This window comes from Glycomyces salinus, assembly GCF_016428645.1.
GTDB classification, from domain to species: domain Bacteria; phylum Actinomycetota; class Actinomycetes; order Mycobacteriales; family Micromonosporaceae; genus Glycomyces; species Glycomyces salinus.
Genome location: NZ_JAELXW010000063.1, coordinates 1 through 23660, shown reverse-complemented (window position 1 = coordinate 23660; position 23660 = coordinate 1). Strand labels below are relative to the sequence as shown.

Here is a 23660-nt window from a genome sequence, read left to right as displayed (position 1 = left end):
TGCACCTCGGGGTCGTACGGTGAGGCCACCGGCTTCCGGTACGGGGTGGTCGCATACAGCCGCATCGCCGCGGTGCGGGACAGGGCACGGACCGCGAACGCGACCTGATCGATCCGCGCCGCACCCGAAGTAGCAGCCTCGGCCAGGACACGGAACTTGCGGGCGCCTCGGGCGATCGCGGCCAGGTCGGCGGCGGTCTTGTAGTGGAAGTCGAACTTCGACACCAGCCAGTCCCGCAGGGCCGAGAACCCGTCGACATCACGATGGATCTTCCAGGCTTGGGCCTCGATCACCCCGGACAGCACCTGGGCGTGGAAGGCGTTGATGGCCGCAGCCGCCTGATCGAACTGGGCGTGGATGGCACGGGCCTTCTCGCTCCGCTCCGCCGGGTTCACGCTCCTGGCCATGTGCCACACCCCCTTGATCCGAGTCGTCGATCATCCGGTCGGTTTCCGTCCGGTTGTGCTACATCAATGGTGACAGCCCAACCAGCGCTTGCCATCACCCGCAGGGTGGGAAAGCTTTCACGTTCTGCACCCGGGACCGGCTGCGTCCCAGACGATCCACGCTCGGCACCGCATACACTCGACAGAAGACGAACCTCCCTCGCAGCAGCTGCCAGTCCCGGGGCCACTCGACCCAAGGCGCGCCACCGACCCCAGCCCTCCACACACCTCTTCGTCGCTGACCGCCTGAACCTGGACCGGATACGGCCGGGAGGCCGGAGTCGGACTTCGATCATCCACAAGGCACTACCATCGCCGACCCCGGCCAGAAGCCCGGCGGCCCCTCGGCCCCGCCGCGTGTACGGCTCCCGGTTACCGGGCGACCGGGAGCCCTTCGAGGGCTGCGACTCGGACACGCGCCTGCGGATAGGGCCCCGAACCGGGGGCATCGTCAGGCGTCGGCGTCGCAGAGTCCGGCCTCGATGAAGGCGTCCAGCGCGCGGACGAACTCATCGGGATCGGTGTAGCCATGCTTGTCGCCGATGTTCCAGGCGACCGTGACCTGGCGTTCGCCGTCGACGGAGTGGAACGAGGAGACCTCGTGGCCGAGGGCGTCGCCGGTGTGGCCGATGAAGACCTCTTCGGGATCGTCGGCGCAGCCGAACTGCTCGCCGAACAGGCCCAGACCGTAGCGGAGGCTCTTGCCGGTGTCGACCCAGTCGGTGGCCTCCGCGAGCTGCCGCTCGGTCAGCAGTGTGCCGTCGGTGAGCGCGCCGTAGAAGTCGTTCATGTCGCCCGTGGTGGAGACGATGCCGCCGCCGGCCCACAGTTGGGTGCCTGACAGGCCCGTGGTGTCGAAGTACGGGTCGTCGCTCTCGCCGGTGGTGATGTACGGGACCGGGTGCGGGCCGCGGATCGCGCCGTTCGGGCTCAGGAGATAGGTGTCGTCGAGTCCGGCGGGCTCGATTACGCGGTCCTCCAGCTCGTGGCCGAGGGTGTTTCCGGTCAGGTCCTCGATGAGCAGGCCGAGGACCGCGTACCCGGCGTTGGAGTAGGCGTAGCCCTCGCCCGGCTCGAACAGCGGCGGGTCCTGCGCGGCCAGTGCGACGAGCTCCTCGGGCTCGTGGTCGTTCCGGTATCCCTCGCGGATGTCGCTGACGTCGCCCTCGGCCAGGGACGGGTAGAGGCGGGGCAGGAAGTCGGGGAGGCCGCTGGTGTGCGTCATGAGCTGGCGGACCGTCGGGTCCTCGTCGTAGGGCAGGAGCCCGGGCAGATGGTCCCCGATCGGATCGTCCAGGTCCAGCTCGCCCTCGCCTTCGAGCTGGATGAGGACCGAGGCGGTGAACGACTTGGTGGCGCTGCCGATGCGGACCAGGTCCCCGGGCCGGGCCTGGTCGGAGCCGGGGTCGAGGTTCCGGGGCCCGGTCGCCTCGGACCAGGTCCGGTCCCCGTTCCGGACCTCGGCGAGGACGGCGTGCTCGGAGAGCCCGGCGAAGTCGTCGAGCCTGTCCTGGAGGAGGTCGGTGTCGGGCTTGTCGGGCTGGTCGGCGTTGGCGCACCCGGTGGAGGCGAGGAGTCCGAGTGTCAAGGCCGCGGTGGCGATTACTGGCGTTCTCATTGCCGCGACGCTACGGGCCGCGATAGGGCGTGACATTACCCCAGACTGTAAGAATGGGCCTCCGGCTCACCCGACCCCCGGCACGGGCCAGGGGTTTCGAAGCGATCAGGAATCGAGAAGCCGCTCCGGTCCCGATTCCCATAGCGTGGAGGCACCACCACAACCGCAGCGAAGGGAACGTCATGGGTGATAACGCGAAGTCCGCCGAAGGGGGATTCTCGGCCGAGGAGCGCGCCGCGATGAAGGCCCGCGCCAAGGAGCTGAAGGCCGAGGCGAGCGGGGGCCGCTCCGGGAAGAAGGCGGCATCAGATGCCGCGGCGGTGCTCTCGGCGATCGCCGACATGGACGGGCCGGACGGCGCGGTCGCCGCCCGCCTCCACGAGATCATCACGGCCGCGGCCCCGGAGCTGGCGCCGAAGCTGTGGTACGGGCAGCCGGCGTACGCCAGGAACGGCAAGGTCGTGTGCTTCTTCCGCAGCGGGAAGGCCGACAAGGAGCGGTACTCCTCGCTCGGGTTCACCGCCGAGGCCGACCTCGACGAGGACGGCGGCCTCTGGCCGACCTCGTACGCCGTGACCGAGCTGAGCGAGGAGGCCGAGGCGACGGTGCGCCGCCTGGTCGAACGGGCCGTGAGCTGACCTGGGGTCCGTTCCCGCTGCCGAGGGAGCGCGGTCCCTCGGCAGCGGGAGGCGGTCGGTCCGGCGGCTCCGCAGTCTGGTGATATCGGCCGGTCGATCGGCGGCCGGCCGCCGGACTGGAGGCGTCATGGCCGCAAAGCTCGAAGGAATTGATCGGCACGCGCTGCTGCTGGCCGCCGCCGCGGCCTGGTCGCTGCTGACACTGGCGGTTGGGGCACTGTGGACCGCCGGTGCGGTGGCGAGTCCGTTCGGGACGAACGACCCTCGCACCGGCGAGGTCGGGTCCTATCTCGAGGGCCTCGATCCGGAGCACACCGGAGTCGTGGCCGCCGCGGTCGGGCTGGCCGGACTGCTCACCGCCGTCGCGATGTGGGGCGCGCCCGGCCGCCTCTGGCCCGCGGTCCCGGCGGTCGCCCTCGGGGTGCTGCTGCTCGTGGTCGTCCCCGACGCGCGGGTGATCCAGAACTTCGCCTACCTGTTCTTCGCGTACACGGGGCTGTGGGACGGCGCCCTCGGCGCCCAAGTCGTCGCCATCGCCGGCGGGTTCGTGTGGATGGCGGCCGCGGCGACCCGGCCGGCGGGCGGGGTCTCGTGGTTCATCGCGCGCGGCGAACCTCGGTGGGCCAAGGCGGCGGCGTACACCGCAGCCGTCCTCGCGCTGCCGTACGCCGTGGTCCGCGTCTCGTGGGCACTGGGGATTCCGCTCGGCACCTCCGGCGAGGGCCTCGATGAGTGGAGCGGGCTGGAGCGGCTCGGCGTGGCGCTCGTGTTCGGCGGTCTTCCCACCATCGGCGCGGTGCTCACCATCGGACTCGTCCGACGCTGGGGTGAGCGGTTCCCCCGCTGGATACCGGTACTGCGGGGCCGCCGGGTGCCGATCTGGTTCGCGGTCGTGCCGGGTCTGCTGGCCGCGACCATGATCATCCAAATGGGACTGCGGTTCACGCCCGGGACGGCTCTCGACATCGTGACCGCAGAATACGCGTGGAGCGATTGGGGGGCATCGCTCCCCGGCTTGTTCATCCTCCCTTGGGGAATCGCCCTGACCGCGGCGGTCTACGGCTACGCCGTGCGACGGCTTCATCGCGACGCCGCCGATGTCCCACTCGGGAGGGAGCCGGTTCCCTCCCCGGAGGGAACGGATTCGGCCCGGCCCGGCAGAGGCTGAGAGCAGGCGCCGCCCGATCAGACCGGGCGGTCACGAGACCGGGAGACCCTCATGGCCGCACCCGCCGCATCCGACCGGACCGAATCGACCGCTGCGGCTCGACCGGTGAGTTCGCTTCGCGCCCGGGGGCGGTCGGCCTTCGGCGCGGGGCCGGGCCGGATCGCGCGGGACTTGCTGGCGATGTCGCGGCCGCGGTTCTGGACGGCCTCGGTGGTGATGATGGAGATCGGCTTCGTCCTGGCGACGCACCGCATCGTCCCGCGCGGGGCCGAGATCGCGACCATGGCCCACGCGGTCCTGGTGACCGGGCCGCTGCTGTGGCTCGCGGTGCTGGCCGTCAACGACGCGTACGACCTCGAAAGCGACCGGGTCAACCCCCGCAAGGCCGACTCGCCGCTGGTGTCGGGCCGGGTCCCGCCGCGGGCGGCCCGCCGGATCGCCGCGGCGGCGTCGGCGCTGACGGTGCTGGCGGCGGTTCCGCTCGGGGCGCTCTTCGCCGCCGGGACCGCGCTGGTGGTGCTGCTCGGCTGGGCCTACAGCGCTCCCCCGGTCCGGCTGAAGGCCAGGCCGGGCGCCGACCTGGCGGCCAACGCCGTCGTCGGCGTGCTCGGCCCGCTGGGCGGATGGGTCGCCTTCACCGACTCGGCCGCCGGATTCCCATGGGCGATCGCGGTCGTCGGGGTCTTGGCCGCGGCCGCGCTGTACCTTCCGACCACGGCGGCCGACCACGACGCCGACCGGCGGGCGGGGATCGACACCATCGCGGTGGTCCTCGGCGGCCGCGCCGTCTTCGAGCTCGGCTTCGCGCTGTGGACGGCGAGCGCGGTCCTGGCCCTCTGCCTGGCGGTGACCGACACGGTCGTGGACGCCTCCCTGGTCCCGCTGCACCTGATCGCCGCGCCGGTGCTGCTGGCGCTGTACCGCATCCTGCTGAGGGACCGGCCGTCGTTCTCGGCGGTCACGGTCGTGGCCTGCGCGTACCTGGTGCCGTGCGCGGGCTTCGTCGTGACCTATGTCGACTCGCTGTAGCGGTCAGAGGCGGCGGAGGCCGTCGAGGAGCAGGCCGATCATGCGGCGGCTGTAGCCGGTGCCGTCCTCGGGTCCGGGCAGGCTCAGATTGGCGACGGCGAAGAGCAGGTCCTCGGCGCCGACGTCGCCGCGGATCTCGCCGGCGGCGGCGGCGGTCTCCAGCAGCGAGCCGAGGGCCGGTTCGAACCGCTGGAGGAAGTAGTCGGGCAGTTCGTCGAACGCCGGGTCGCCCGAGTGGAGGGCGGCGGCCAGGCCGCGCTTGGCCTTGAGGAACTCGGTGAACCGCAGGATCCACTTCTCGAGCGCCACGGCCGGCTCGTGCTCGGCGGCCAGCACGGGCGCGGCGTCGGCGCAGGCGTCGACCTCGCGCCGGAACACGGCCTTGACCAGGTCGGAGCGTTTGGGGAAGTGCCGGTAGAGGGTGCCGACGCCGAGCCCGGCCAGGTCGGTTATCTCCTTGGCCGGCGCGTCCACGCCCGAGGCGGCGAAGACGGTCACGGCCGCCTCCAGGAGCGCGTCGAGGTTGCGCTGCGCGTCGGCGCGCTTCCGCCGCTGCGGCTTGGATTCGTTCTGACCTGCCGCTCTGTTCGCGTCGACGCCGGCGGACACCGTGTCCTCAGTCACAATTCTCCCTCGCAGTTCTTAAACGGAAATCCTTTCCGTATATTTGTGGAAGACCATTCCGCTTAGGTCGAGGATACGGCATCGGCAGCGCGCCGACCACGCCTCGGCCGCCGAAATCAGGAGAGACGGCATGCAGTACCGCACCCTCGGCCGGACCGGCATCAAGGTCAGCCCGTACGCGCTCGGCGCGATGATGTTCGGATCGGCCGGCAACCCGGACCACGACGACTCGGTCAAGATCATCCACCGGGCCCTCGACGCGGGGATCAACTTCGTCGACACCGCCGACATGTACTCGGGCGGCGAGTCCGAGCAGATCGTCGCCAAAGCCCTCAAGGGACGCCGCGACGACGTCGTGCTCGCGACCAAGGCCCGCTTCCCGGTCGACTTCGACCCGCACGGCGACGGCCCCGCCGTCCCCAACCGCGAAGGCGCCTCGCGCCGCTGGTTGATCCGCGCCCTGGAGGGCTCCCTGCGGCGGCTGGGAACCGACTACATCGACCTGTTCCAGATCCACCGCCCCGACCCGGACACCGACATCGAGGAGACCCTCTCGGTGCTCACCGACTTCGTCCGCGACGGCAAGGTGCGGGCGATCGGGACCTCCTCCATGCCCGCCTCGGACCTCGTCCGCTCCCACTGGGTCGCCGAGCGGCGCGGCCTGGTCCGGTTCCGCACCGAGCAGCCCCACTACTCGATCCTCAACCGCGGCATCGAACGCGAGGTCCTGCCGGTGGTCCAGGAGTACGGCATGGGCTCGCTGGTGTGGAGCCCGCTCGCCGGAGGCATGCTCACCGGCCGCTACCGCAAGGGGCGGGAGAACACCACGCACCGGTCCCAGTTCGGCTTCGCGTACCTGTCCGACGAGCAGCGGCTCGACGCGGTCGAACGGCTCATCCCCGTGGCCGAGGACGCCGGGGTCCCGCTGACCCACATGGCGATGGCGTTCGTCATCGGCCACCCCGGCGTCACCTCCGCGATCATCGGCCCGCGCACGATCGAGCAGCTCGAAGACCTGCTCGCGAGCGTCGAGGTCGGGCTCTCCGACGAGATCCTCGACCGGATCGACCAGATCGTCCCGCCCGGAACCGACATCGGCAGGCTCGACATGGCCTACGACCCGCCCGCCATCCTGCGCGCCCCGCTGCGCCGCCGCCCGGTCGCCGAGCGCTCGGCCGCCTGAGCGACCGAGCGCGCGGCAGCGGGCGTCGGCGTCAGGTGACCGCGATCGACTGCGTCGCTTCGACGTCGTTGACGGTCGCGGTCACCTCGACCGTCCCGTCGCGCCAGGCGACCAGCTCGTTCGTCTCGGGGTCGAACCAGGCGTCGTAGAACAGCCAGTGCAGCGGTCCCGGCCGGCGCTCGCCTATGTAGACGTTGGCCGATCCGCTCCAGGTCACGCTCATCGGGTATCCGACCGGCACCACCGTCTCGCCGCGGGTGAGCTCGGCTCCGATCCGGATGGTCTCGCCCCGGTCGATGTCGGTCGCCGCGTCGATGTCGAGCCGGTCGAGCTGCGGGCGCACCTGCGCCGAGATCCACGGCTCGTCCCGCGTCAGCCACGGCAGGGAGCTCTGCTCGTTCACGCCGAACTCGGTCCAGCCGACGAAGCCGCCGTCCTCGGGCGCGCCGTGCGGGGCCTTCCCGGAGTTGCCGTTGACCCAGTAGGCCACACCGTCGACGTGGTCGGCGGCGAAGTAGCCGGCGTGGGCCGCGATGTAGATCGACTCCTTGCCTGACTCGGACTCGAAGTCGCCGAGCCACTGCTCGACCACTGCGGACTCGTAGCGGTCTCCGAGCTGGCTGGCGTGCTGCGGGTCCTTGTCGCGGGTGGGGACGTGGGCGACGACGGCGACCGACTCGATCCGGGGGTCGTCGGCGGCCTCGTCGAGCGCCGTGCGCAGCGCGGCGATCTGCTCGAAGCCGCCGTCGGCGATGGTCAGCCCGGAGGTGTCGAGCGTGATGAAGCGCGTGCCCTCGTGGTCGAAGGTCTGGTGGGCGGGCCCGAACACCGCCGACCAGTCGTCGACGTCGCAGCCCATCACCTCGTGGTTGCCGGGCACGTACACGTACTCGACCTCGTCGCCCAGCTCCTCGTCGAGCATCCGCTCGGCCAGGGCCAGGTCGTCGCTCTCGCATTCGTCGACCAGGTCGCCGTTGACGATGAGGAAGTCGACGTCGGACTCGGCGACCTCGGCCAGGGTGCGGCGGGCCGACTCGGCGATCGGGCTGTCGGGGTCCTCGCCGACGAACTGGGCGTCCGACATGACCGCGAAGGTCCAGTCGGCGTCGTCGACGTCGCCGACCACGAGCGGGTCGCGCTCGGCGGGCGCCTCGGGCAGGTCCACTTCGGGCGGGACCTGCGCGACCAGGCCGCTGATCGAGATCTCGCCCTGGTAGGAGACGGCCGGCCTGGTCTCGGCGACGTAGAACCGGTGCACCGACACCGGGTAGGCGGTGCCATCGGGCACCTGGAACTCGACCCAGCGCCAGCCCTCCCAGGTCAGATGGTCGCCGCGCAGGACCACGCTGCCGCCTTCGGCGTCCTTGAGGTGCAGGGACGGCCATTCGCCGTTCTCGTCGGCCTTGATCCACATGCCGAACCGCTGCGGCTGCCCGGGGACTGCGATGTCTTCCGGGGGCGTGGCGTAGGCGGCGCGGGTGGCGGTGGACTGGGTGAAGTCGTAGTCCATGGTGAGTCCGTCGCCCTCGTGTCCCTCGCCGGGGGCGAGCGAACCGGTGGCGCGGGCGGCCGAGAAGGACCAGTCGGTGGCGTCGGAGAAGTCGGCGACGTCCGCTTCGGTGAGTCCGATGGTGACGGCCATGCTGGCGGTGCGGCCGCCGACGGCCAGGTTCACGGTGCCCGAGCCGCTGTCGCCATGTGGTGTGACGGTGTAGCCGCCGAGGCCGTCGGGTTCGATCGATATGGGGTCGCCGTCGTATTCGAGGTCGATGTCGGCCGGGTCGATCGGGGCGGTGAAGCCTTCGGCGTCGGTGCCGACGACGTGGAACGAGGCGGTGCCTTCGGCGTCGGGCAGGGCGAGCAGGCTCTGCGAGGGCTCGATGGCGGCCAGGGGCCCGAGGACGGTCATCTCGGTCGAGCCGCTGGCGTGTCGGTGCTTGGCGGTGACCGTGACGTTGCCGGGGCGGTGTCCGGCGTGGAAGACCGCGTCGTCGTCGACGTGGCCGTACCACGACGGGCTGGTGCGCCAGTTCGGCGTCGCCTCGGCGGGAGCGTAGGCGCTGTCGTGGGCGGCGACCGACAGCGGGCGGCTCAGCCCGGGGAAGACGCGGCCGAAGTCGGCCTCGGTGATCGCGCCGGGGTCGAACGGCGCCTGGGGTTCGACTGCGAAGCCGGTGGCCCGGCCGTCGCCGGCCGGGACGGTGAGGGCCAGGCCGTTGCCGACCGGGCGTTCGACGCCGTCGGAGGGGCTGTTGACGGTGACCAGCTCGTCGGTGCCGGGGGCGCGGGCCAGCAGCGTGGAGGAGCCGCCGCCGTCGAGGTTGAGCGCGTCGTGGGCGCCCATGGCCTGGAGCTCGGCGGCGACCTCGTCGAGCGTGTAGCCGCCGCTGGCGGCCTGGCGGCCGTCGAAGGTCACCACGTACATGGTGGCGCCGTCCTCGGAGAATCCGACGGCGGTGCGCGGGTGGCGGGTCTGGTCGGCGTGGGGGACGGTCTGCCCGTCCTCGACCAGGACCTGGCGGCCCGAGACGGCCGTATGCGGGGCCTCGCCGTCGACGACCGGCTCGTAGTCGACGGTGACGCCGTCGCCGACCTCGAGCGCGGCGAGCGCTTGGGCCCCGGTCCCGCGCCCGAACAGGGTGAAGCCGCCTTCGGGCACGGGCCCCGCTTCGGGCGAGTCGGTGACGGCCGTGACGAGGCCGTCGACGACGGTGACCTCGCGCAGCTCGGTGGCGCCTTCGGCGGTCCGGGCGCGGTCGGCGGTCCCCCACTCGGGCGTGTAGAGGCCGATCGCGTCGGCCGGGAGGGTGGTGTTGTTGAGGCCGTGGAGGTCGAGGACCAGCTCGTCGACGGTGGCGGTGCCGGTGAAGCCGATCGACCGGATCGATCCGCGGCCCTCGTCGTCGAAGGCGACCGAGTTGGCCGATCCGGAGTCGGCGGACTTGATCAGCGCGCCGTCCTCGATGGCCACGCCTTGGGCGCCGCCGGTGTCGTTGATGTCGAAGTAGTCGGCGTTGAATGCGACGACGACGTCGTCATGGCCCTCGACCTGCTCGCGGACGGGCGCCGAGTCGGCGACCCGGCCCGGAGAGAGGAGTTCGGCCGCGACCTCGGAGGTGAGGTCGACGGTGATCGCGTCGGCGCGGAGCCAGCCCTGGTCCTCCCAGCGGTCGTAGGACTCGAGGGCGATGCCGGGGGCGAGGGTGCCGGTCTCACCGTCGACGGCGATGCTGTCGGTGTTCTGGGTGGCGGTCTCGGCGGAAGCGGGAGCGGCCACGACGGTCGCGAGCACGGCGGAGGCCGCGAGGAGCACGGGGGGAGTTCGCACCCCCATACGATGCCTGAAGATTAGCTCCAAGAAAAGATGGAGAAGAGAAAATAATCTTCAAACTCCGTGCGAACCCGTGCTTGCCGCGAGTCGACCGGCCCCTCCCGCTTCGGCGGGCTCAGGTGATGCGGAAGGTGGCGTCCTCCCTTCCGGTGGCGTCGGTGATCTCGTCGATGCGCAGCAGGTAGCCGTAGTGGCGGATGTGGCGGTCGGGGTAGTTGTGGGATCTGAACGACGACCAGGACCCGTCGGCCAGGCCCGCGACCCGGTGGAAGGTCGCGTCGTCGGCGAAGGCGCCCGAGCCGTCGTTCTCCTCCAGCTGGAGGTCGAAGTCCCAGTGCCGGATGTACCGGCCCGGGAAGTTCACCGACTCGAAGGAGACCCCGCCGGAGTCGGCCAGGCCCGCCACCAGGCGGAACTGCGCGTCCTGGGCCGGGCTGGGGTTCGGGTCGATGCGCAGGTCGAAGTCGGCGTGCCGCACGTACCGGTCGGGGAAGTTGTACGACTGGAGGCGGTTGGCCGACCCGCCGCCCCAGCGGTCGAGCACCCGGGACTCCTCGGCCGCGGTGAGGTTGAGGATCGAGCCGTGGCGTTTGAGGGTTCCGCCCAGGTCGTAGCCGCCGACGCGCTGGAAGTTCTGGGTGCTGCCCAGGTTCGTGGAGGTGATGGGGATGTAGCCCGAGCCGGTGGTGTAGCGGTCGTTCCACAGCGCCCACTCGTCGCGGTCGTTGAACTTCGCCCACATCGGCCCCTCGACGCCGTTGCCGGCGTCGCCCAAGTGGTCGAGGTTGCCAATGTGGGTCCACGATCCGGTGATCGAGTTCGACGCCTCGATGGTGATCCGGTCATCGCGGGAGGCACGGTAGTAGCGCCAGCCGCCGATGCTGCCGGGCACCTCGATGATCTGGGTGTCGATGACCCCCTCGCTGCCGGGGCGGTCGACGTAGAGCTGCGGGGCCGAGGCGCTGCGGAAGTCGCCGGTGCGGGCGTACCAGACGCGGTGCTTCTTGACCCCGTTCAACGTCGAGTTGGTCGCCCAGTAGACGACGTAGTCGCCGGAGGCGGAGTCCCAGATCGCCTCGGGCGCCCAGGCGCAGCCGGCGTCGCCGATCGAGCCGGCCACGTCCAGCAGCCGGGGCTCGGACCAGTTGACCAGGTCGGTCGACTCCCACACCACCAGCGCGGTGCTGCCGTTGTTGGCCGCGTCGTACCAGGAGATGCCGCTGGCGATGCGCAGGTCGGTGGCCACGATCCAGTACCGGTCGCCCGACGGCGAGCGGACCAGGGCCGGGTCACGCACCCCGGCGGTGCCGATGTTCGAGCGCAGCACGAGGCCGCCGCTGTTCAGGTCGGACCAGTGCAGGCCGTCGCCGGAGTGGGCGAGGTAGATCTGCTCGCCGTCGGAGCTCTCGCCGGTGAAATGGGCCATCAGGTAGCCGGTGTAGGACTGCTGCGCGGCCGCGGACTCCGGCAGCAGCAGCGGCGCGCCGAACGCCGACGCGGCGCCCAGCAGGACGCCCCTGCGTGAGATGTGTTTGGACATGCGTGGGCCTTTCTGTGAGGAGAGGAGGAGGGCTTGCGCGGGGTCAGACCGGGTCGATCCCCTCGATCGTGGGCTCCACCTCCCGGATCGAGCCGTCGGCGTTGAAGTGCAGGCGGTCGATCATGACCTCGCGGTGGGTGCCGTCGCCGTCGGGGATCGCGAAGCGGTGGTAGGCGATGTACCACTCGTCGGTGCCGGGCACCTGGACCACCGAGTGGTGTCCGGTGCCGAGGATGCCCTGGCTCTCGTCCTTGTGGAGGATCACCCCGGCCGGGGCGCTCCACGGGCCCAGCGGCGAGGAGCCGGTGGCGTAGTTGACCCGGTAGTCCTCGCTTCGGGTGTCGCCTTCGGACCACATGAAGTAGTAGGTGCTCCCCCGCTTGATCACGAACGATCCCTCGTTGTAGTCCGGCGGGTTGTAGCTGACCACGTCGCCGGCGTCGAAGGAGACCATGTCGTCGTTCAGCGGCACCTGGTGCGAGGCCCCCTGGCCCCAGTACAGGTAGGACCGTCCGTCGTCGTCGGTGAACACGGCCGGGTCGATCGCCTGGCCGCTGTATTCCCCGGCGGAGACCAGCGGGTGCCCGAGGGCGTCGGTGAAGGGCCCGGTGGGCGAGTCGGAGACGGCGACCCCGAGCTGCTTGCGGGTGTCGCCGCTGGTGCGACCGCCGGAGAAGTAGAAGTAGTACTTCCCGTCGCGTTCGGCGACCCCCGGCGCCCAGGCGGAGTTGTCGGCCCAGGAGACGTCGGCGTTCACATCGAGGATCACTCCGTGGTCGGTCCAGTTGACGAGGTCGGTCGAGGAGAACGCCCGGTACTGGGTTCCGGACCAGCCGGAGAAGCCGTCGGTGGTCGGGTAGAGGTAGTAGGTGTCGCCGAACCGGGCGATGTTCGGGTCGGCGAACAGGCCGGGCAGGGCCGGAGACGAGACGAGCTCCATCTCCCACCGCTGGTGGTCGCCGGTGCCGCACTCCCACGTCTGGAGGCGCGCGCCGTTGGAGGTGGAGGCGCTCGGCACCTCCAGGCACTTGCCGGAGTGGCGGGCGACCAGCTGGATCGCGCCCTCCCCGGCGTCCTGGACCTCCCACTGCTGATTGGTCCCGCCGTGGCATTCCCACTGGATCACGCGGGCGCCGTTGTCGCTCGACGCGGCGTCGACGTCGAGGCATTTGTCCGAGTGCCGGGCGCTGATGCGGACATGGCCGTCGCCGAGGTCGTCGAAGCGCCACATCTGGTTGGCGCCGTCGTTGCAGTCGTACTGGGCGACCTCGCCGCCGTCGTCGGTGGAGGCGCTGATGACGTCCATGCACTTGCCGCTGTGGGCGGCGGCGAGGTTGACCGAGGCGCCGTCGGGCGGGTCGGGGTCGGCCGCGGCCGGTTCGCCGCCGGCGACCACGAGAGCCAGGGCGAGGAAAGTCGCGGCGACTAGGGCGAGGGACCTTTTCACGGTGAGGGTCATGAGGGTCTCCTGTCCGGCCGGCCCCGGGAGGGGCTCGGCACTGCTTGGGCCGATGTGTTGAGTGAGGTTGGATCTTGAGCTAATACATCGAAATATGTGTATACACTGTGCTAGTGTAAGCCATGGCGGCCGATCTTCCAATACGGTCGCCCCTGGTACGCGGTGGCAAGGCCCGGTATCGCACACCGCTCGGCACAAGGGAGCACCATGTCAAAAACCAACATCGAAGGGCGCTCGCCCGGAATAGTCCGTACTCTCGGCCGGATGCTGATCGGCGTCGTCTCCACGCTGGCGCTCATCCCGGTCTTCGTCCTCGCCGGCGCCACGCCGGCCGCCGCCGACACCAGCCAATTCAGAGGAGTCAACTGGGCGGTCCTCGGCGACAACTTCTCCGAGGGCCAACTCGTCATCCACGGGCTGAGCCAGTCCGACAGCTACGAGACCGTGCGCGCCAAGGCCGATTCGGTCTTCGACGGATTCGAGGACACGCTCGGCGTCAACACCGTCCGGCTGCCGGTCAACACCCACACGGTCGGCACGTCCTGGTGGAACTCCTACCGGGGCGTGATCGACGCCGCCGCCGACCGCGGCTTCAAGGTCATCCTGGCCTACTGGGAGGACGGCGCGTCCTCCGGCGGCCGGGTCGCCGACATGGGCGCCTTCGATTCGATGTGGGACACCATCGTCTCCCAGTACGGCTCCAACGGCCAGGTCTACTTCGAAGTGATGAACGAGCCGCACGGCTACAGCTCCTCGGAATGGACCGACTTCGCCGCCCACTGGCTCGACTCCCGCTCCTCGGTGCCGCCCGGCCGCGTCCTCGTCGCCGGCGTCGGCCTCAACCAGGACGTCAGGCCCGTGTGCGCCGACAGCCGCCTCGACGGCACCCTCCTGTCGTTCCACCACTACGCCTTCTTCTACGGCGAGATGAGCTATGCCGCCTGGCGCGACCACATCGAGACCCGCCTGGGCGACTGCGCCTCCCGCACCGTCCCGACCGAGTTCGGCGCCCCCATGAACGACGGCCGCGACTACAGCAACGCCGCCAGCACCGACAACTTCGTCCGCCACATCCGAGCGATCACCGACGTCATGCACGACAACAACATGGGCGGCACCTACTGGCCCGCGCTCGGCGGCAAGACCGGCAACATCGGCTACGACTGGTACTCCATGTACGCACTCGGCGGCGGCGGCACCGACCTGACCGTGACCGTCCGCAACGACACCGGCGCCGACCGGCTGCGCCACGCCTGGGGCGACGACATCGGAGGCGGCGGCGACGTCGTCGACATCGTGAACCGGAACTCCGGCAAGTGCGTCGACGTGGTCAGCGCCTCGACCGACGACGGGGCCGAGATCATCCAGTACGACTGCCACGGCGGCACCAACCAGCAGTGGCAGCTCCAGGACGTCGGCGGAGGCTACTACCGGCTCATCTCCCAGGCGTCCGGCAAGTGCATCGACGTCGACGGCGTCTCCACCGCGAACGGCGCCGGCATCATCCAGTGGGAATGCCACAGCGGCGAGAACCAGCAGTGGGAGCTCCGCGACGCGGGAAGCGGCTACGTCGAGATCGTCGCGCGGCACTCGGGCAAATGCCTGGACGTGATCGACTCCTCGACCGCGAACAGCGCCCGCATCCAGCAGTACGACTGCACCGGCGGCTCCAACCAGCAGTGGAGCCTCTAGCCTAGGCGCGCGGGGCCGGGAGACCCGGCCCCGCGTCGCTTAGAGGCGCCAGGCGCCGTTGGTGTTCAGCAGGATCGAGTAGACCGAATTGGTCGCGGTGACGAACAGGCGGTTGCGCTTCGGGCCACCGAAGACCAGATTGGACACCGCGGGCTGCGGGATCGGCAGCGTTCCCAGGTGGGTGCCGTCGGGGTCGAAGCAGAACACGTCGGCCGCCGCCGCCCAGACCCGGCCCCGGACGTCCACGCGCAGGCCGTCGGGGTTGCCGGCGGGCACCTTCGCGAACTCCCCGCCGCCCCCGAGGCTCCCGCCGTCGACGCTGAAGGCTCGGATGTGTCCCCGGGCGGTGTCGTCGACGTACAGCGTGCGCTCGTCGGGCGAGAAGGCCAGCCCGTTGGGGCGGGAGAAATCGTCGGCGACGCGCTCGACCTCCCCCGAGCCCGGGTCGACGCGGTAGACGTGGCAGCCCTCGATCTCCGGCTCGGCCCGGTGGCCCTCGTAGTCGCTGAGGATGCCGTAGGGCGGATCGGTGAACCAGACCGCTCCGTCGCCGGAGACGACCACGTCGTTGGGGCTGTTGAACCGCTTCCCGCGCCACCGGTCGGCCAGGACGGTCACCGAGCCGTCCAGCTCGGTGCGTGTCACGCGCCGCTCGCCCTGCTCGCAGCTGACCAGGCGGCCCTGCCGGTCCAGGGTGTGGCCGTTGGTGTAGCCCGCGGGCGAGCGGAAGACGCTCACCGAGCCGTCGGTCTCGTCCCAGCGCATGAGCCGGTCGTTGGGAATGTCGCTGAACAGCAGGTAGCGGCCCGAGGGGATGTACACCGGCCCCTCGGTCCAGCGGCCATCGGAGAACAGGCACTCCAGATAGTCGTCGCCTGCGATGTCGAACCGCTCGTCGTGACGCTCGAACGCGACCGGGGTGGTGCTCATGGGAACGACTCCTTCTTCGGTGGGCTGGGTCCGATACCGGTTTTCCGGAGAGTGCTCCGGCCTTTAGGCCGGAGGTGAATCCGGGCGATTGCTTGCTCGCGGTCCCGCGTCAGCGGGACTGTTGAGCACAGTCTCCAGCAAGTGCACGATCTCGGCGTTGACCGAGCGATGTTCGGTTCTGGCCCTGGCCTTGAGCCTGGCGTGAAGATCGTCTGGGATGCGGATGGTGAAGGTCGCCATGACGACACCATACACCAGTCTGGTACCATTCCGGTGTGCATTTGCGGTACCGGTACCGGATCTACCCGACGCGCCCCCAACGGGAATCGCTGGCGCGGGCGTTCGGGTGCGCGCGTGTGGTCTACAACGATGCCGTGGCCGCCCGCAAGCGGGCGCACGCCGAGGGCCTGCCGTACCCGACCACGGCAGCGCTGTCCAAGGCGCTGATCACCGACGCCAAGCGCACCCCTGATCGGTCCTGGCTGGGTGCGGTGTCGGCCGTGGTGTTGCAGCAGGCCTTGGCCGATGCCGACCGGGCCTGGCGGAACTTCTTCGCCTCCATCAAAGGCAAGCGCGCATGGGACCGCCCCGGTTCAAGCGCCGCTCGAACATGCAGTCGATCCGCTTCACCCGCAATGCCAGGTTCAATGTGCTGGACAACGGCCGGTTGCGCGTGCCCAAGATCGGCGACCTCAAAGTGGCTTGGTCGCGTGATCTTCCGTCCGCGCCCAGCTCGGTCACGGTCATCAAGACTCCCACGGGCGAGTATTACGCCTCCTTCGTCGTTTCGGTCGACGATGACACCGACGCCTTGGAGCCGATCCCCGACGAAGACGCCGAGACCGGGATCGACCTCGGGCTCAAGCCGTTCGCGGTCATGCGCGGCGGCAAGGTGATCGACAATCCGAAGTTCTTCAAGCGGATGGAGCGCAAGCTCAAGAAGGCCCAGCGGGCGCTGTCGCGCAAGCAGCAGGGAAGCTCGAACCGGGCCAAGGCCCGTATCAAGGTCGCGCGCGTGCACGAGCGGGTGCGCCAGCAGCGGAACGACTGGCTGGACAAGCAGGTGAAGGCGATCGTTGCCGAGAACCAAGGCATCTACGTCGAGACTCTGGGTGTCAAGGGCCTGTCCCGTGGCCGGGCTGCGAAGTCCATCCATGACGCCGCCTGGGGTGCGTTCCTGGGCAAGCTCGAATCCAAAGCGCAGCGTGCCGGGCGTACCTTCGGCAAGGTCGCCCGCGATTTCCCCTCCACCCGCCTGTGCTCGACCTGCGGCGCCCTTACTGGACCCAAGGGCCTGGAGGGCTTGAAGGTGCGGGAGTGGGCGTGCGGGTGCGGCACCATGCACGACCGGGACCAGAACGCCGAGATCAACATCCGCCGCGAAGGCAGGCGGCTCGTGGCCGAGGGACTTGCGGACACGTAAAACGCCTGGTGGAGTCCGTGTCAGACCAGGGAAACCTGGCAGTGGACGATGAAGCAGGAACCCACCCGTAGCCGGAACGCGCAGCGGACCGCAAGCCGGGAATCTCCCTCCTTCAGGAGGGAGAGGAAGTCAAGAAGCTACTACCCGGTCGCGGTTCCACCGTCCTGGAGCCCGGCCCGAGCGGGCTCGGCCCTGTCGGCTCGGGCGACGCGCGTCAGCCCCACGAACAGGATCGCGGCGACGACGGCGTGCATCGCCAGCAGTACCAGCTTCGCGGCCGCTCCGATCCCGCCCAGGGGGCCCAGCACCGACACGGCCAGCACCGTTGCGGCCGTGGCCGTCCAGATGAAGGCCGGGCGGCCGGTCCACCGCTCCAGGACCGCCATGAGCGCCCACGCGGCGCACCCGACGGCCAGGCAGGCGATCACGACCATGGCGGGCGTGATCGTCCGAATGCCCTCGCCCTGCCTGACGTCCAGGTCGACCCCGCCGACCGGTACGGCCGCGATCCACAGGACCAGAGAGGCGACAGCGGCTCCGACGACCATGATGAGTCTCTTCATTCGTGTGTTCATGGCCGCCAGTCTGGGCGGCCGGACCGGGTCGCCGCATCGGGCGCGCGGCCGGGCCGTCTCCCGCCCGAGCACGGTGCGCCTCCTACTTTCGGAGGTGAACCCGCGGCGGCGGCGACGGCTAGCATGTGCCGGTGCGCGGAATCCGGAGCTCTCGGCGATCGTCGGCGGTCGCGGTCATGGCCGTCGGCGTCGGCGGACTCACGGCCTGGTCGCTGTGGTCCCAGTCGCCGCTTCGGCCCCTCGACGCCGCCGTCGCGGTCTTGAGCCTGGCCGCGGCGATCGTGCAGGTGTGGCGGCCGGTGACCGGGGCGCTCGCGGCGACCGCGCTCACCATGCTGTCGCAGGTGGCCACCCCGGCCGCGGCCACCGGCGCGCTCCAGGTGGCGCTGCGCCGGGACCTCCCGGTCGCCGCGGCCGTGTGCGCCGCCGGTATCGCCGCGCACCTGGTGCGGTGGATCTGGATGCCCCATTCGGTCCTGACGTTCCAGTGGTGGACGGCGATCATCTGCGCCTCCTACGGGGCGGTGCTCGGCTGGGGCGCGCTGGCCAGGTCCCACCGGCGGCTGGTCGGGTCGCTGCGCGAGCGCGCCCGGCGGGCCGAGGCCGAGCAGGGCAGGCGTGTCGCCGAGGCCCGCGCGGCCGAGCGCCGCAGCCTCGCCAGGGAGATGCACGACGTGCTGGCCCACCGCCTGTCGCTGGTGGCCACGCACGCCGGAGCGCTGGAGTACCGCCCGGACTCCTCCCCCGAGCGGCTCGCCCGGGCCGCCGGGGTGGTCCGCGAGGGCGTGCACCAGGCCCTCGACGAGCTGCGCCAGGTGATCGGCCTGCTGCGCGAGGACGACGAGTCCGAGGACCCGCGCCCGCAACCGACCCTTGAGGACCTGCGCGGTCTGCTCCACGAGGCGCGCGAGGCCGGGCAGGCGGTGGCGCTGCGCGACGAGGCCGACGACGCGCCCCTGCCGCCGACCACCGCCCGCACCGCGGTCCGGGTGCTGCAGGAGGCGCTGACCAACGCCCGCAAGCACGCCGCCGGGCTCCCGGTCGAAGTGGACCTGGGCGGCCGGGCCGGAGCCGAGCTGGTCATCGAGGTGCGCAATCCCCTGCCGGAGCCCGATTCGGCTCCGGCCGTGCCCGGCAGCGGGCTCGGCCTGGTCGGGCTCACCGAGCGGGTGCGGTTGGCGGGCGGGCGGCTGGACCACGGCGGCGACGGCCGCCGGTTCCGGCTCGCGGCCCGACTACCATGGCCGACGTGATCCGCGTGCTCCTGGTCGACGACGACGCACTGGTCCGGGCCGGGCTGGCCATGATGCTCGACGGCGCCGCCGACATCACCGTGGTCGCCGAGGCCGGCGACGGACGCGAGGCGGTCACCGCCGTCGACGCCCACTTCCCCGACGTGGTCCTGATGGACCTGCGCATGCCGAACGTGGACGGCATCGCCGCGACCCGCAGGCTGCGCTCCCGGCCCCGGCCGCCGGAGGTGATCGTGCTGACCACCTTCGACACCGACGAGAACATCGTCGACGCGCTGCGCGCCGGCGCGGGAGGGTTCCTCCTCAAGGACACGCCGCCGCCCCGGATCGTCGAGGCGGTCACGCGGGTCGCCGCCGGGGACCCGATCCTCTCGCCGGGCGTGATGCGGCGCTTGATGGAGCGCACGGTCGTCCAGTCGGGAGCGTTCGAGCGCGCCCGCGCCGCGCTGGACGAGTTGACCCCGCGGGAGCGCGAGGTGGCGCTGGCGATCGGCCGCGGCCTCGGCAACGCCGACCTGGCCGGGGAGCTGGAGATGAACCTGACCACGGCCAAGACCCACGTCTCGAGCATCCTGACCAAGCTGGGCCTGGACAACCGCACCCAGATAGCCCTGCTCGCCCACGACGCGGACCTGGCCTGACCGGTCAACGGCCGCTCCGCGGCAGCTGGAGTTCGGCGTCGGTCCGGTCGGAAGGTTCCGACGCCGGTTCGTCCTGTTCGGGCCCGTGATCCGGTGGTCGTTCGGCCGGGCGATAGATTCCGATGTAGAGGACGGCCGAGGCGCCGACGAGCAGGCCCGCCACGAGCCAGGCTCCGGGGATGGACCAGGCACCGGCCAGCAGCGGCAGGGTGACGTTGGACAGGCTCCCGCCGCCCTGCATCACCAGGGACTTGATCGAGACCACCGTCGCGCGCTGCTTCGATTCGACCTGGTGGTGGGTCAGTTCGGAGTGGAGCGGCCCGTTCAGGCCGAGGCCGAGGAACATCAGCGCGTATCCGCCCGCGGTGGCGACCACGCTGGCGGTGCCCTCCAGGCCGCCGGTCGCGAACAGCGACACCGGGCCGAGCATCGTCACCAGGGTTCCGGCGACGACGCCGCGGACCGCGCCGCCCGACAGCGAGGCGAGCGGAGAGCTGAGCGACGCGCCGACGGCGTGGGACGCGAATCCGATCGCGGCGATCACCCCGTAGACGCCTGCCGAGGTGCCGGAGTCTCCGGTGAGGTCCAGCAGGCGCCTGGGTGTCAGCAGCTCGACGCTGGTCAGCGCCACGCCGACCGGGAAGACGGTCAGCAGCAGGCGGGCCAGGACCCGGTTGCGGACTCCCAACGCGATGCCGGAGCCGACGGTCCGGGGCACGTCGGCGACCACGGCGCGGAGCCGGACCTGCGTCCTCGGGCGCGTCGATTCGCGCATGCCGACGACGACGGTCACCAGGAGGACGAGGTTCAGCAGGGTGGCCAGCAGCATCGGGGCCGACACGGCGGTCACCGGGCCGGACTCGGGGAAGATCGGCAGGAGCGCGAGCGACCCGCCGATGATCGTCCCGGAGCCCAGAGCGATCGCGCCCGCGACCGAGGCGGCGGCCAGGCCCTTCCGGATGTCGGCGTCGGCGCGGACGGCCTTGACAGAGTCGACGTACCAGGCTTCGGCCGGTCCGCTCGACAGTGCCCGCGCCACGCCGAACAGCATATAGAGGATCGTGAACTGCCAGGCCGCGGTCGCGAAGGCCGCGCCCGCCAGAGCGACCGTGCCGACCCCGGCGGAGACGGCCAGGACGCCGCGGCGCGAGATCACGTCCGCGAGCCCTCCGGTCGGCAGTTCGAGCACGACGGTCGTCAGGCCGTAGAGGGCGAGGATCAGTCCTATGACATTCAGGTCGAGGCCGCGCGAGTCCATCAGGACGATCAGGACGGCCATCGCCATGGCGATAGGGAGCCAGTTCAGGGCGGAGATGAGGACGAACCGGCGGCGGAGGGAGGAGAGGCGTCCATCTGCATCCATTTAGCTGTGTCGACTCCCTCTGGGGAGGGCCGACAGGTACAGCACCACCGGTTGCGCGTCTTCGGCGCCCTCGTCGCGATCGGCGAGCTCCTCGAGCATCGCCCTGAAGCGGTCTTTGACTTCGCGCACCGAGGCGGCGGTGAGCCGGTAGTTCAGGTCGCTGTGCCCGAGAGCGGCGACCCACTCGTCGCTCCAGTCGGCCATCTGCGACTCCCACCGCTCGCTGTCCTCGACCATCACCTCGAGCTGCGCGCGGCGCAGGAAGCGGGCGGCTTCGGCTCCGGCGGGGTCGCCCTCGAAGTCGCGGTCGTTCCAGGAGGTGAAGCGGTGGAGCGCCAGCCAGCGGCGATCGCGCGCGTTGGGCTGCTCGGGGTCCTCGGCGATGAAGCCGAAGGCCGCGAGCACCCGCAGGTGGTAGCTGGTCGACCCCGAGCTCTCTTCGAACTTCCGGGCCAGTTCGCTGGCGGTCGCGGGCCCGTCCATGCGCAGTGACCCGAGCAGCTTGGCCCGCAAGGGATGGGCGACCGCCTTGAGGGTGGCCGCGTCCGTGATGCGCTTGACGCTGTCGTCTTCCATGTCCCCAAGCTAGCATTGCAAAGACTTTTTTGCAAAAAAGTCTTTGCAATTGCTCCGTCGAGTCCTCTGCCTCGGCGGACCGGACGGCTCAGTGGCGGGCCGCGTCCACGTCGTGCTCACCCGACAGGCAGCGGGCCGAGATGACCAGGCCGACGTGGCTGTAGGACTGCGGGAAGTTGCCGAGCATGCGGCCGGCCGCGGGGTCGTACTCCTCTGCGAAGAGGCCCAGGTCGTTGCGGATCGACAGGAGCCGCTCGAACAGCTCGGTGGCCTCGTCGGTGCGCCCGATGCCCCACAGGGCGTCGACCAGCCAGAACGTGCAGGCCAGGAACGCGCCCTCCTGGCCGGGCAGGCCGTCGACGCCGCCGCCGTCGGAGTCGGGGTCGTAGCGCAGCACGAAGCCGTCGCGGCTCAGCTCGCGCTGGACGGCCTCGACCGTGCCGACCACGCGCGGGTCGTCCCAGGGCAGGAACCCGGTCCGCGGGAGCAGCAGGAGGGCCGCGTCGAGCCCGCGTCCGCCGTAGAACTGGGTGAAGGTGCCCCGGTCGGCGTCGAAGCCCCGCGCGCACACGTCGGCGTGGACCTGGTCGCGCAGGGCACGCCACTTGCCCACGGGGCCTTCGCGTTTGGAGTGCTCGACAGCCTTGACGGCCCGGTCGAATCCGGCCCAGGCCATGACCTTGGAGTGGACGAAGTGGCGGCGGCCGCCGCGGACCTCCCAGACGCTCTCGTCGGGGGCGTCCCAGTTGCCTTCGAGGAAGTCGAGCAGGGCGTGCTGGAGGTCCCATGCCTCGGGGTCGGGTTCGAGGCCGGACTCGCGCGCCAGGTGCAGCCCGTCGAGGATCTCGCCCCAGACGTCGAGCTGGAACTGGTCGGAGGCGGCGTTGCCGATCCGCACCGGCGAGGAGTCCTCGTATCCGCTCAGCCAGTCGATGGTGTTCTCCGGCAGCCAGCGGGTCCCGTCGAGTCCGTACATGATCTGGAGTTCGGCCGGATCGCCCGCGGCCGCGCGCAGGAGCCATTCGCGCCATTCGCGGGCCTCCTCGATGTGGCCGGTGCCGAGCAGGGCCTGGAGGGTGAAGGTGGCGTCGCGCAGCCAGCAGAACCGGTAGTCCCAGTTGCGGACGCCGCCGATCTGCTCGGGCAGCGAGGTGGTGGCGGCCGCGACGATCCCGCCGGTGGGCGCGTAGGTGAGGGCCTTGAGGGTCAGCAGGGAGCGGCGGACGGCGTCCTTCCACGGGCCGTCGTAGTCGGTCCGCGCGGCCCAGCCGGTCCAGAAGTCCTCGGTGTCCTCCAGCGCGGCCGCCGGGTCGACCGGATCCGGGCGGGAGAGGTGGGAGGGCTCGTAGGTGAGCACGAAGGAGACGCGTTCGCCCTCGGACACCGAGAAGTGGGCGGTGGCGGTGCCGTCGGCGACCTCCAGGGGCGCCTCGGTCGACAGCCACGCGGCGTCGGGTCCGGCGATCGCGGCCAGTTCGCCGTCGTGGCGGCGCAGCCACGGCTCGCTGTGTCCGTATAGGAACCGCAGGCGCAGCTCCATGGACACCGGGACGCGGCCGCTGACGCCCTCGACGATGCGCACGAGGTCGGCCGCGTCGCCGCGCGGCGGCATGAAGTCGGTGACGCGGACGGTGCCCTCGGGGGTGTCCCATTCGGTCTCGAGGATCATCGTGTCGGGCCGGTAGCGGCGGCGGGCGCACCGCCCGCCGGATTCGGGGGCGATGCGCCAGCGTCCGTTGCTCTCATCGCCCAAGAGCGCGGCGAAGCAGGCCGGCGAGTCGAATCGCGGCAGGCACAGCCAGTCGATCGAGCCGTCCTTGCCCACCAGCGCCGCGGTGTGCAGGTCGCCGAGCATGCCGTAGTCCTCGATAGGCGCAGCCATGTCCCCTACGATCGCACATCGGGGCCGCCGCCGAAGGGGTCTCGGGCGTCCTATGGGGCCGGCCACCAGGGGTTGGTGCAGGCGATGCCGAGGTCGTCGCAGGGGTGCCCGTCGGGTCCGGGGCTGTCGTTGACGCCGGCGGGCGGCGGGCGGATCTTCACACCGTGTTCGTCCTGAAGGGAGTCGAAGCGGCGGGGCGCACGTGCGGGCGCCCCGCCGCTTCGGTCGAGCAGTTCGGTTCGGGTCAGTCGCCCCAGTTGGCGGCGGTCCTGCGGCGTCGGTAGACGAT

Annotated in this window: 21 protein-coding genes and 1 pseudogene; 9 read left to right on the top strand and 13 right to left on the bottom strand. The window is 70.9% G+C overall.

The window, feature by feature from the left end; all coding sequences use genetic code 11:
- Nucleotides 1–407, bottom strand: a 407-nt coding sequence (locus tag JFB92_RS16960; protein WP_199041507.1) for a hypothetical protein, incomplete at its 3' end; no start/stop codon positions are given.
- A 490-nt stretch (nt 408–897) separates the two neighbouring features.
- Nucleotides 898–2064, bottom strand: a complete 1167-nt coding sequence (locus JFB92_RS16955; protein WP_199041504.1) for a serine hydrolase domain-containing protein — start codon at nt 2062–2064, stop codon at nt 898–900.
- A gap of 182 nt (nt 2065–2246) precedes the next feature.
- On the opposite strand from JFB92_RS16955, the gene JFB92_RS16950 reads away from it, so the two are divergent.
- The 3 genes from JFB92_RS16950 (at nt 2247) to JFB92_RS16940 (ending at nt 4899) form a co-directional block, all read left to right on the top strand.
- Complete coding sequence (locus tag JFB92_RS16950) at nt 2247–2702, top strand: DUF1801 domain-containing protein (protein WP_199041501.1); 456 nt, start codon at nt 2247–2249, stop codon at nt 2700–2702.
- A gap of 127 nt (nt 2703–2829) precedes the next feature.
- Nucleotides 2830–3870, top strand: coding sequence for a hypothetical protein (locus JFB92_RS16945; protein ID WP_199041498.1), 1041 nt, complete (start codon nt 2830–2832; stop codon nt 3868–3870).
- A 105-nt stretch (nt 3871–3975) separates the two neighbouring features.
- Nucleotides 3976–4899 (top strand): UbiA family prenyltransferase, encoded by a 924-nt coding sequence (locus tag JFB92_RS16940; RefSeq protein ID WP_199041495.1) that lies wholly within the window; start codon nt 3976–3978, stop codon nt 4897–4899.
- Nucleotides 4900–4902: 3 nt separating this feature from the next.
- On the opposite strand, the gene JFB92_RS16935 is transcribed toward JFB92_RS16940, so the two are convergent.
- Nucleotides 4903–5508, bottom strand: coding sequence for a TetR/AcrR family transcriptional regulator (locus tag JFB92_RS16935; RefSeq protein WP_199041511.1), 606 nt, complete (start codon nt 5506–5508; stop codon nt 4903–4905).
- 145 nt (nt 5509–5653) lie between these two features.
- Between JFB92_RS16935 and JFB92_RS16930 the strand changes: the two genes are divergently transcribed.
- Entirely contained in the window at nt 5654–6706 is a 1053-nt protein-coding gene (locus JFB92_RS16930; protein ID WP_199041492.1) for an aldo/keto reductase, read from the top strand.
- 31 nt (nt 6707–6737) lie between these two features.
- On the opposite strand, the gene JFB92_RS16925 is transcribed toward JFB92_RS16930, so the two are convergent.
- From JFB92_RS16925 to JFB92_RS16915, 3 genes are all read right to left on the bottom strand, one after another.
- Nucleotides 6738–10034, bottom strand: coding sequence for a phosphodiester glycosidase family protein (locus JFB92_RS16925; RefSeq protein ID WP_199041489.1), 3297 nt, complete (start codon nt 10032–10034; stop codon nt 6738–6740).
- Between the two features lie 118 nt (nt 10035–10152).
- Nucleotides 10153–11577, bottom strand: a complete 1425-nt coding sequence (locus tag JFB92_RS16920; protein ID WP_199041486.1) for a glycoside hydrolase family 43 protein — start codon at nt 11575–11577, stop codon at nt 10153–10155.
- 43 nt (nt 11578–11620) lie between these two features.
- Nucleotides 11621–13036, bottom strand: a complete 1416-nt coding sequence (locus JFB92_RS16915) for a family 43 glycosylhydrolase (protein WP_199041483.1) — start codon at nt 13034–13036, stop codon at nt 11621–11623.
- Between the two features lie 207 nt (nt 13037–13243).
- Here JFB92_RS16915 and JFB92_RS16910 point away from each other — a divergent pair, with 207 nt between their 5' ends.
- Nucleotides 13244–14728 carry an RICIN domain-containing protein gene (locus JFB92_RS16910; protein WP_199041480.1) on the top strand — a complete coding sequence of 495 codons (1485 nt, stop codon included), beginning with the start codon at nt 13244–13246 and terminating at the stop codon, nt 14726–14728.
- Nucleotides 14729–14767: 39 nt separating this feature from the next.
- On the opposite strand, the gene JFB92_RS16905 is transcribed toward JFB92_RS16910, so the two are convergent.
- Both JFB92_RS16905 and JFB92_RS16900 read right to left on the bottom strand, forming a co-directional pair.
- Complete coding sequence (locus JFB92_RS16905) at nt 14768–15658, bottom strand: SMP-30/gluconolactonase/LRE family protein (protein WP_199041477.1); 891 nt, start codon at nt 15656–15658, stop codon at nt 14768–14770.
- Between the two features lie 63 nt (nt 15659–15721).
- Entirely contained in the window at nt 15722–15898 is a 177-nt protein-coding gene (locus JFB92_RS16900; RefSeq protein ID WP_199041474.1) for a FitA-like ribbon-helix-helix domain-containing protein, read from the bottom strand.
- Nucleotides 15899–15933: 35 nt separating this feature from the next.
- On the opposite strand from JFB92_RS16900, the pseudogene JFB92_RS26995 reads away from it, so the two are divergent.
- Both JFB92_RS26995 and JFB92_RS16890 read left to right on the top strand, forming a co-directional pair.
- Nucleotides 15934–16005: pseudogene (locus JFB92_RS26995) on the top strand (helix-turn-helix domain-containing protein); the annotation flags it as partial.
- 230 nt (nt 16006–16235) lie between these two features.
- Nucleotides 16236–17081, top strand: coding sequence for an RNA-guided endonuclease InsQ/TnpB family protein (locus tag JFB92_RS16890; RefSeq protein ID WP_233163422.1), 846 nt, complete (start codon nt 16236–16238; stop codon nt 17079–17081).
- A 140-nt stretch (nt 17082–17221) separates the two neighbouring features.
- On the opposite strand, the gene JFB92_RS16885 is transcribed toward JFB92_RS16890, so the two are convergent.
- A complete protein-coding gene (locus JFB92_RS16885) occupies nt 17222–17656 on the bottom strand; it encodes a DUF6069 family protein (protein WP_199041466.1) in 435 nt (144 codons plus the stop codon).
- Nucleotides 17657–17787: 131 nt separating this feature from the next.
- Between JFB92_RS16885 and JFB92_RS25675 the strand changes: the two genes are divergently transcribed.
- Together JFB92_RS25675 and JFB92_RS16875 are read left to right on the top strand one after the other, a co-directional pair.
- The gene (locus tag JFB92_RS25675; RefSeq protein WP_199041463.1) at nt 17788–18909 is read left to right on the top strand and encodes a sensor histidine kinase; all 1122 of its coding nucleotides are present in this window, start codon (nt 17788–17790) and stop codon (nt 18907–18909) included.
- Nucleotides 18897–19550 (top strand): response regulator, encoded by a 654-nt coding sequence (locus tag JFB92_RS16875; protein WP_199041460.1) that lies wholly within the window; start codon nt 18897–18899, stop codon nt 19548–19550. Before JFB92_RS25675 ends, JFB92_RS16875 begins: the two co-directional genes overlap by 13 nt.
- 4 nt (nt 19551–19554) lie before the next feature.
- On the opposite strand, the gene JFB92_RS16870 is transcribed toward JFB92_RS16875, so the two are convergent.
- The 4 genes from JFB92_RS16870 to JFB92_RS25670 all read right to left on the bottom strand — a co-directional run.
- Nucleotides 19555–20913, bottom strand: coding sequence for an MFS transporter (locus JFB92_RS16870; RefSeq protein ID WP_199041456.1), 1359 nt, complete (start codon nt 20911–20913; stop codon nt 19555–19557).
- Nucleotides 20914–21489, bottom strand: a complete 576-nt coding sequence (locus tag JFB92_RS16865; RefSeq protein ID WP_199041453.1) for a winged helix-turn-helix domain-containing protein — start codon at nt 21487–21489, stop codon at nt 20914–20916.
- Between the two features lie 88 nt (nt 21490–21577).
- Nucleotides 21578–23371, bottom strand: a complete 1794-nt coding sequence (locus tag JFB92_RS16860) for a glycoside hydrolase family 15 protein (RefSeq protein ID WP_199041449.1) — start codon at nt 23369–23371, stop codon at nt 21578–21580.
- A 50-nt stretch (nt 23372–23421) separates the two neighbouring features.
- Nucleotides 23422–23660: hypothetical protein (locus tag JFB92_RS25670; protein ID WP_233163421.1), on the bottom strand; the 239-nt coding region annotated here is incomplete at its 5' end.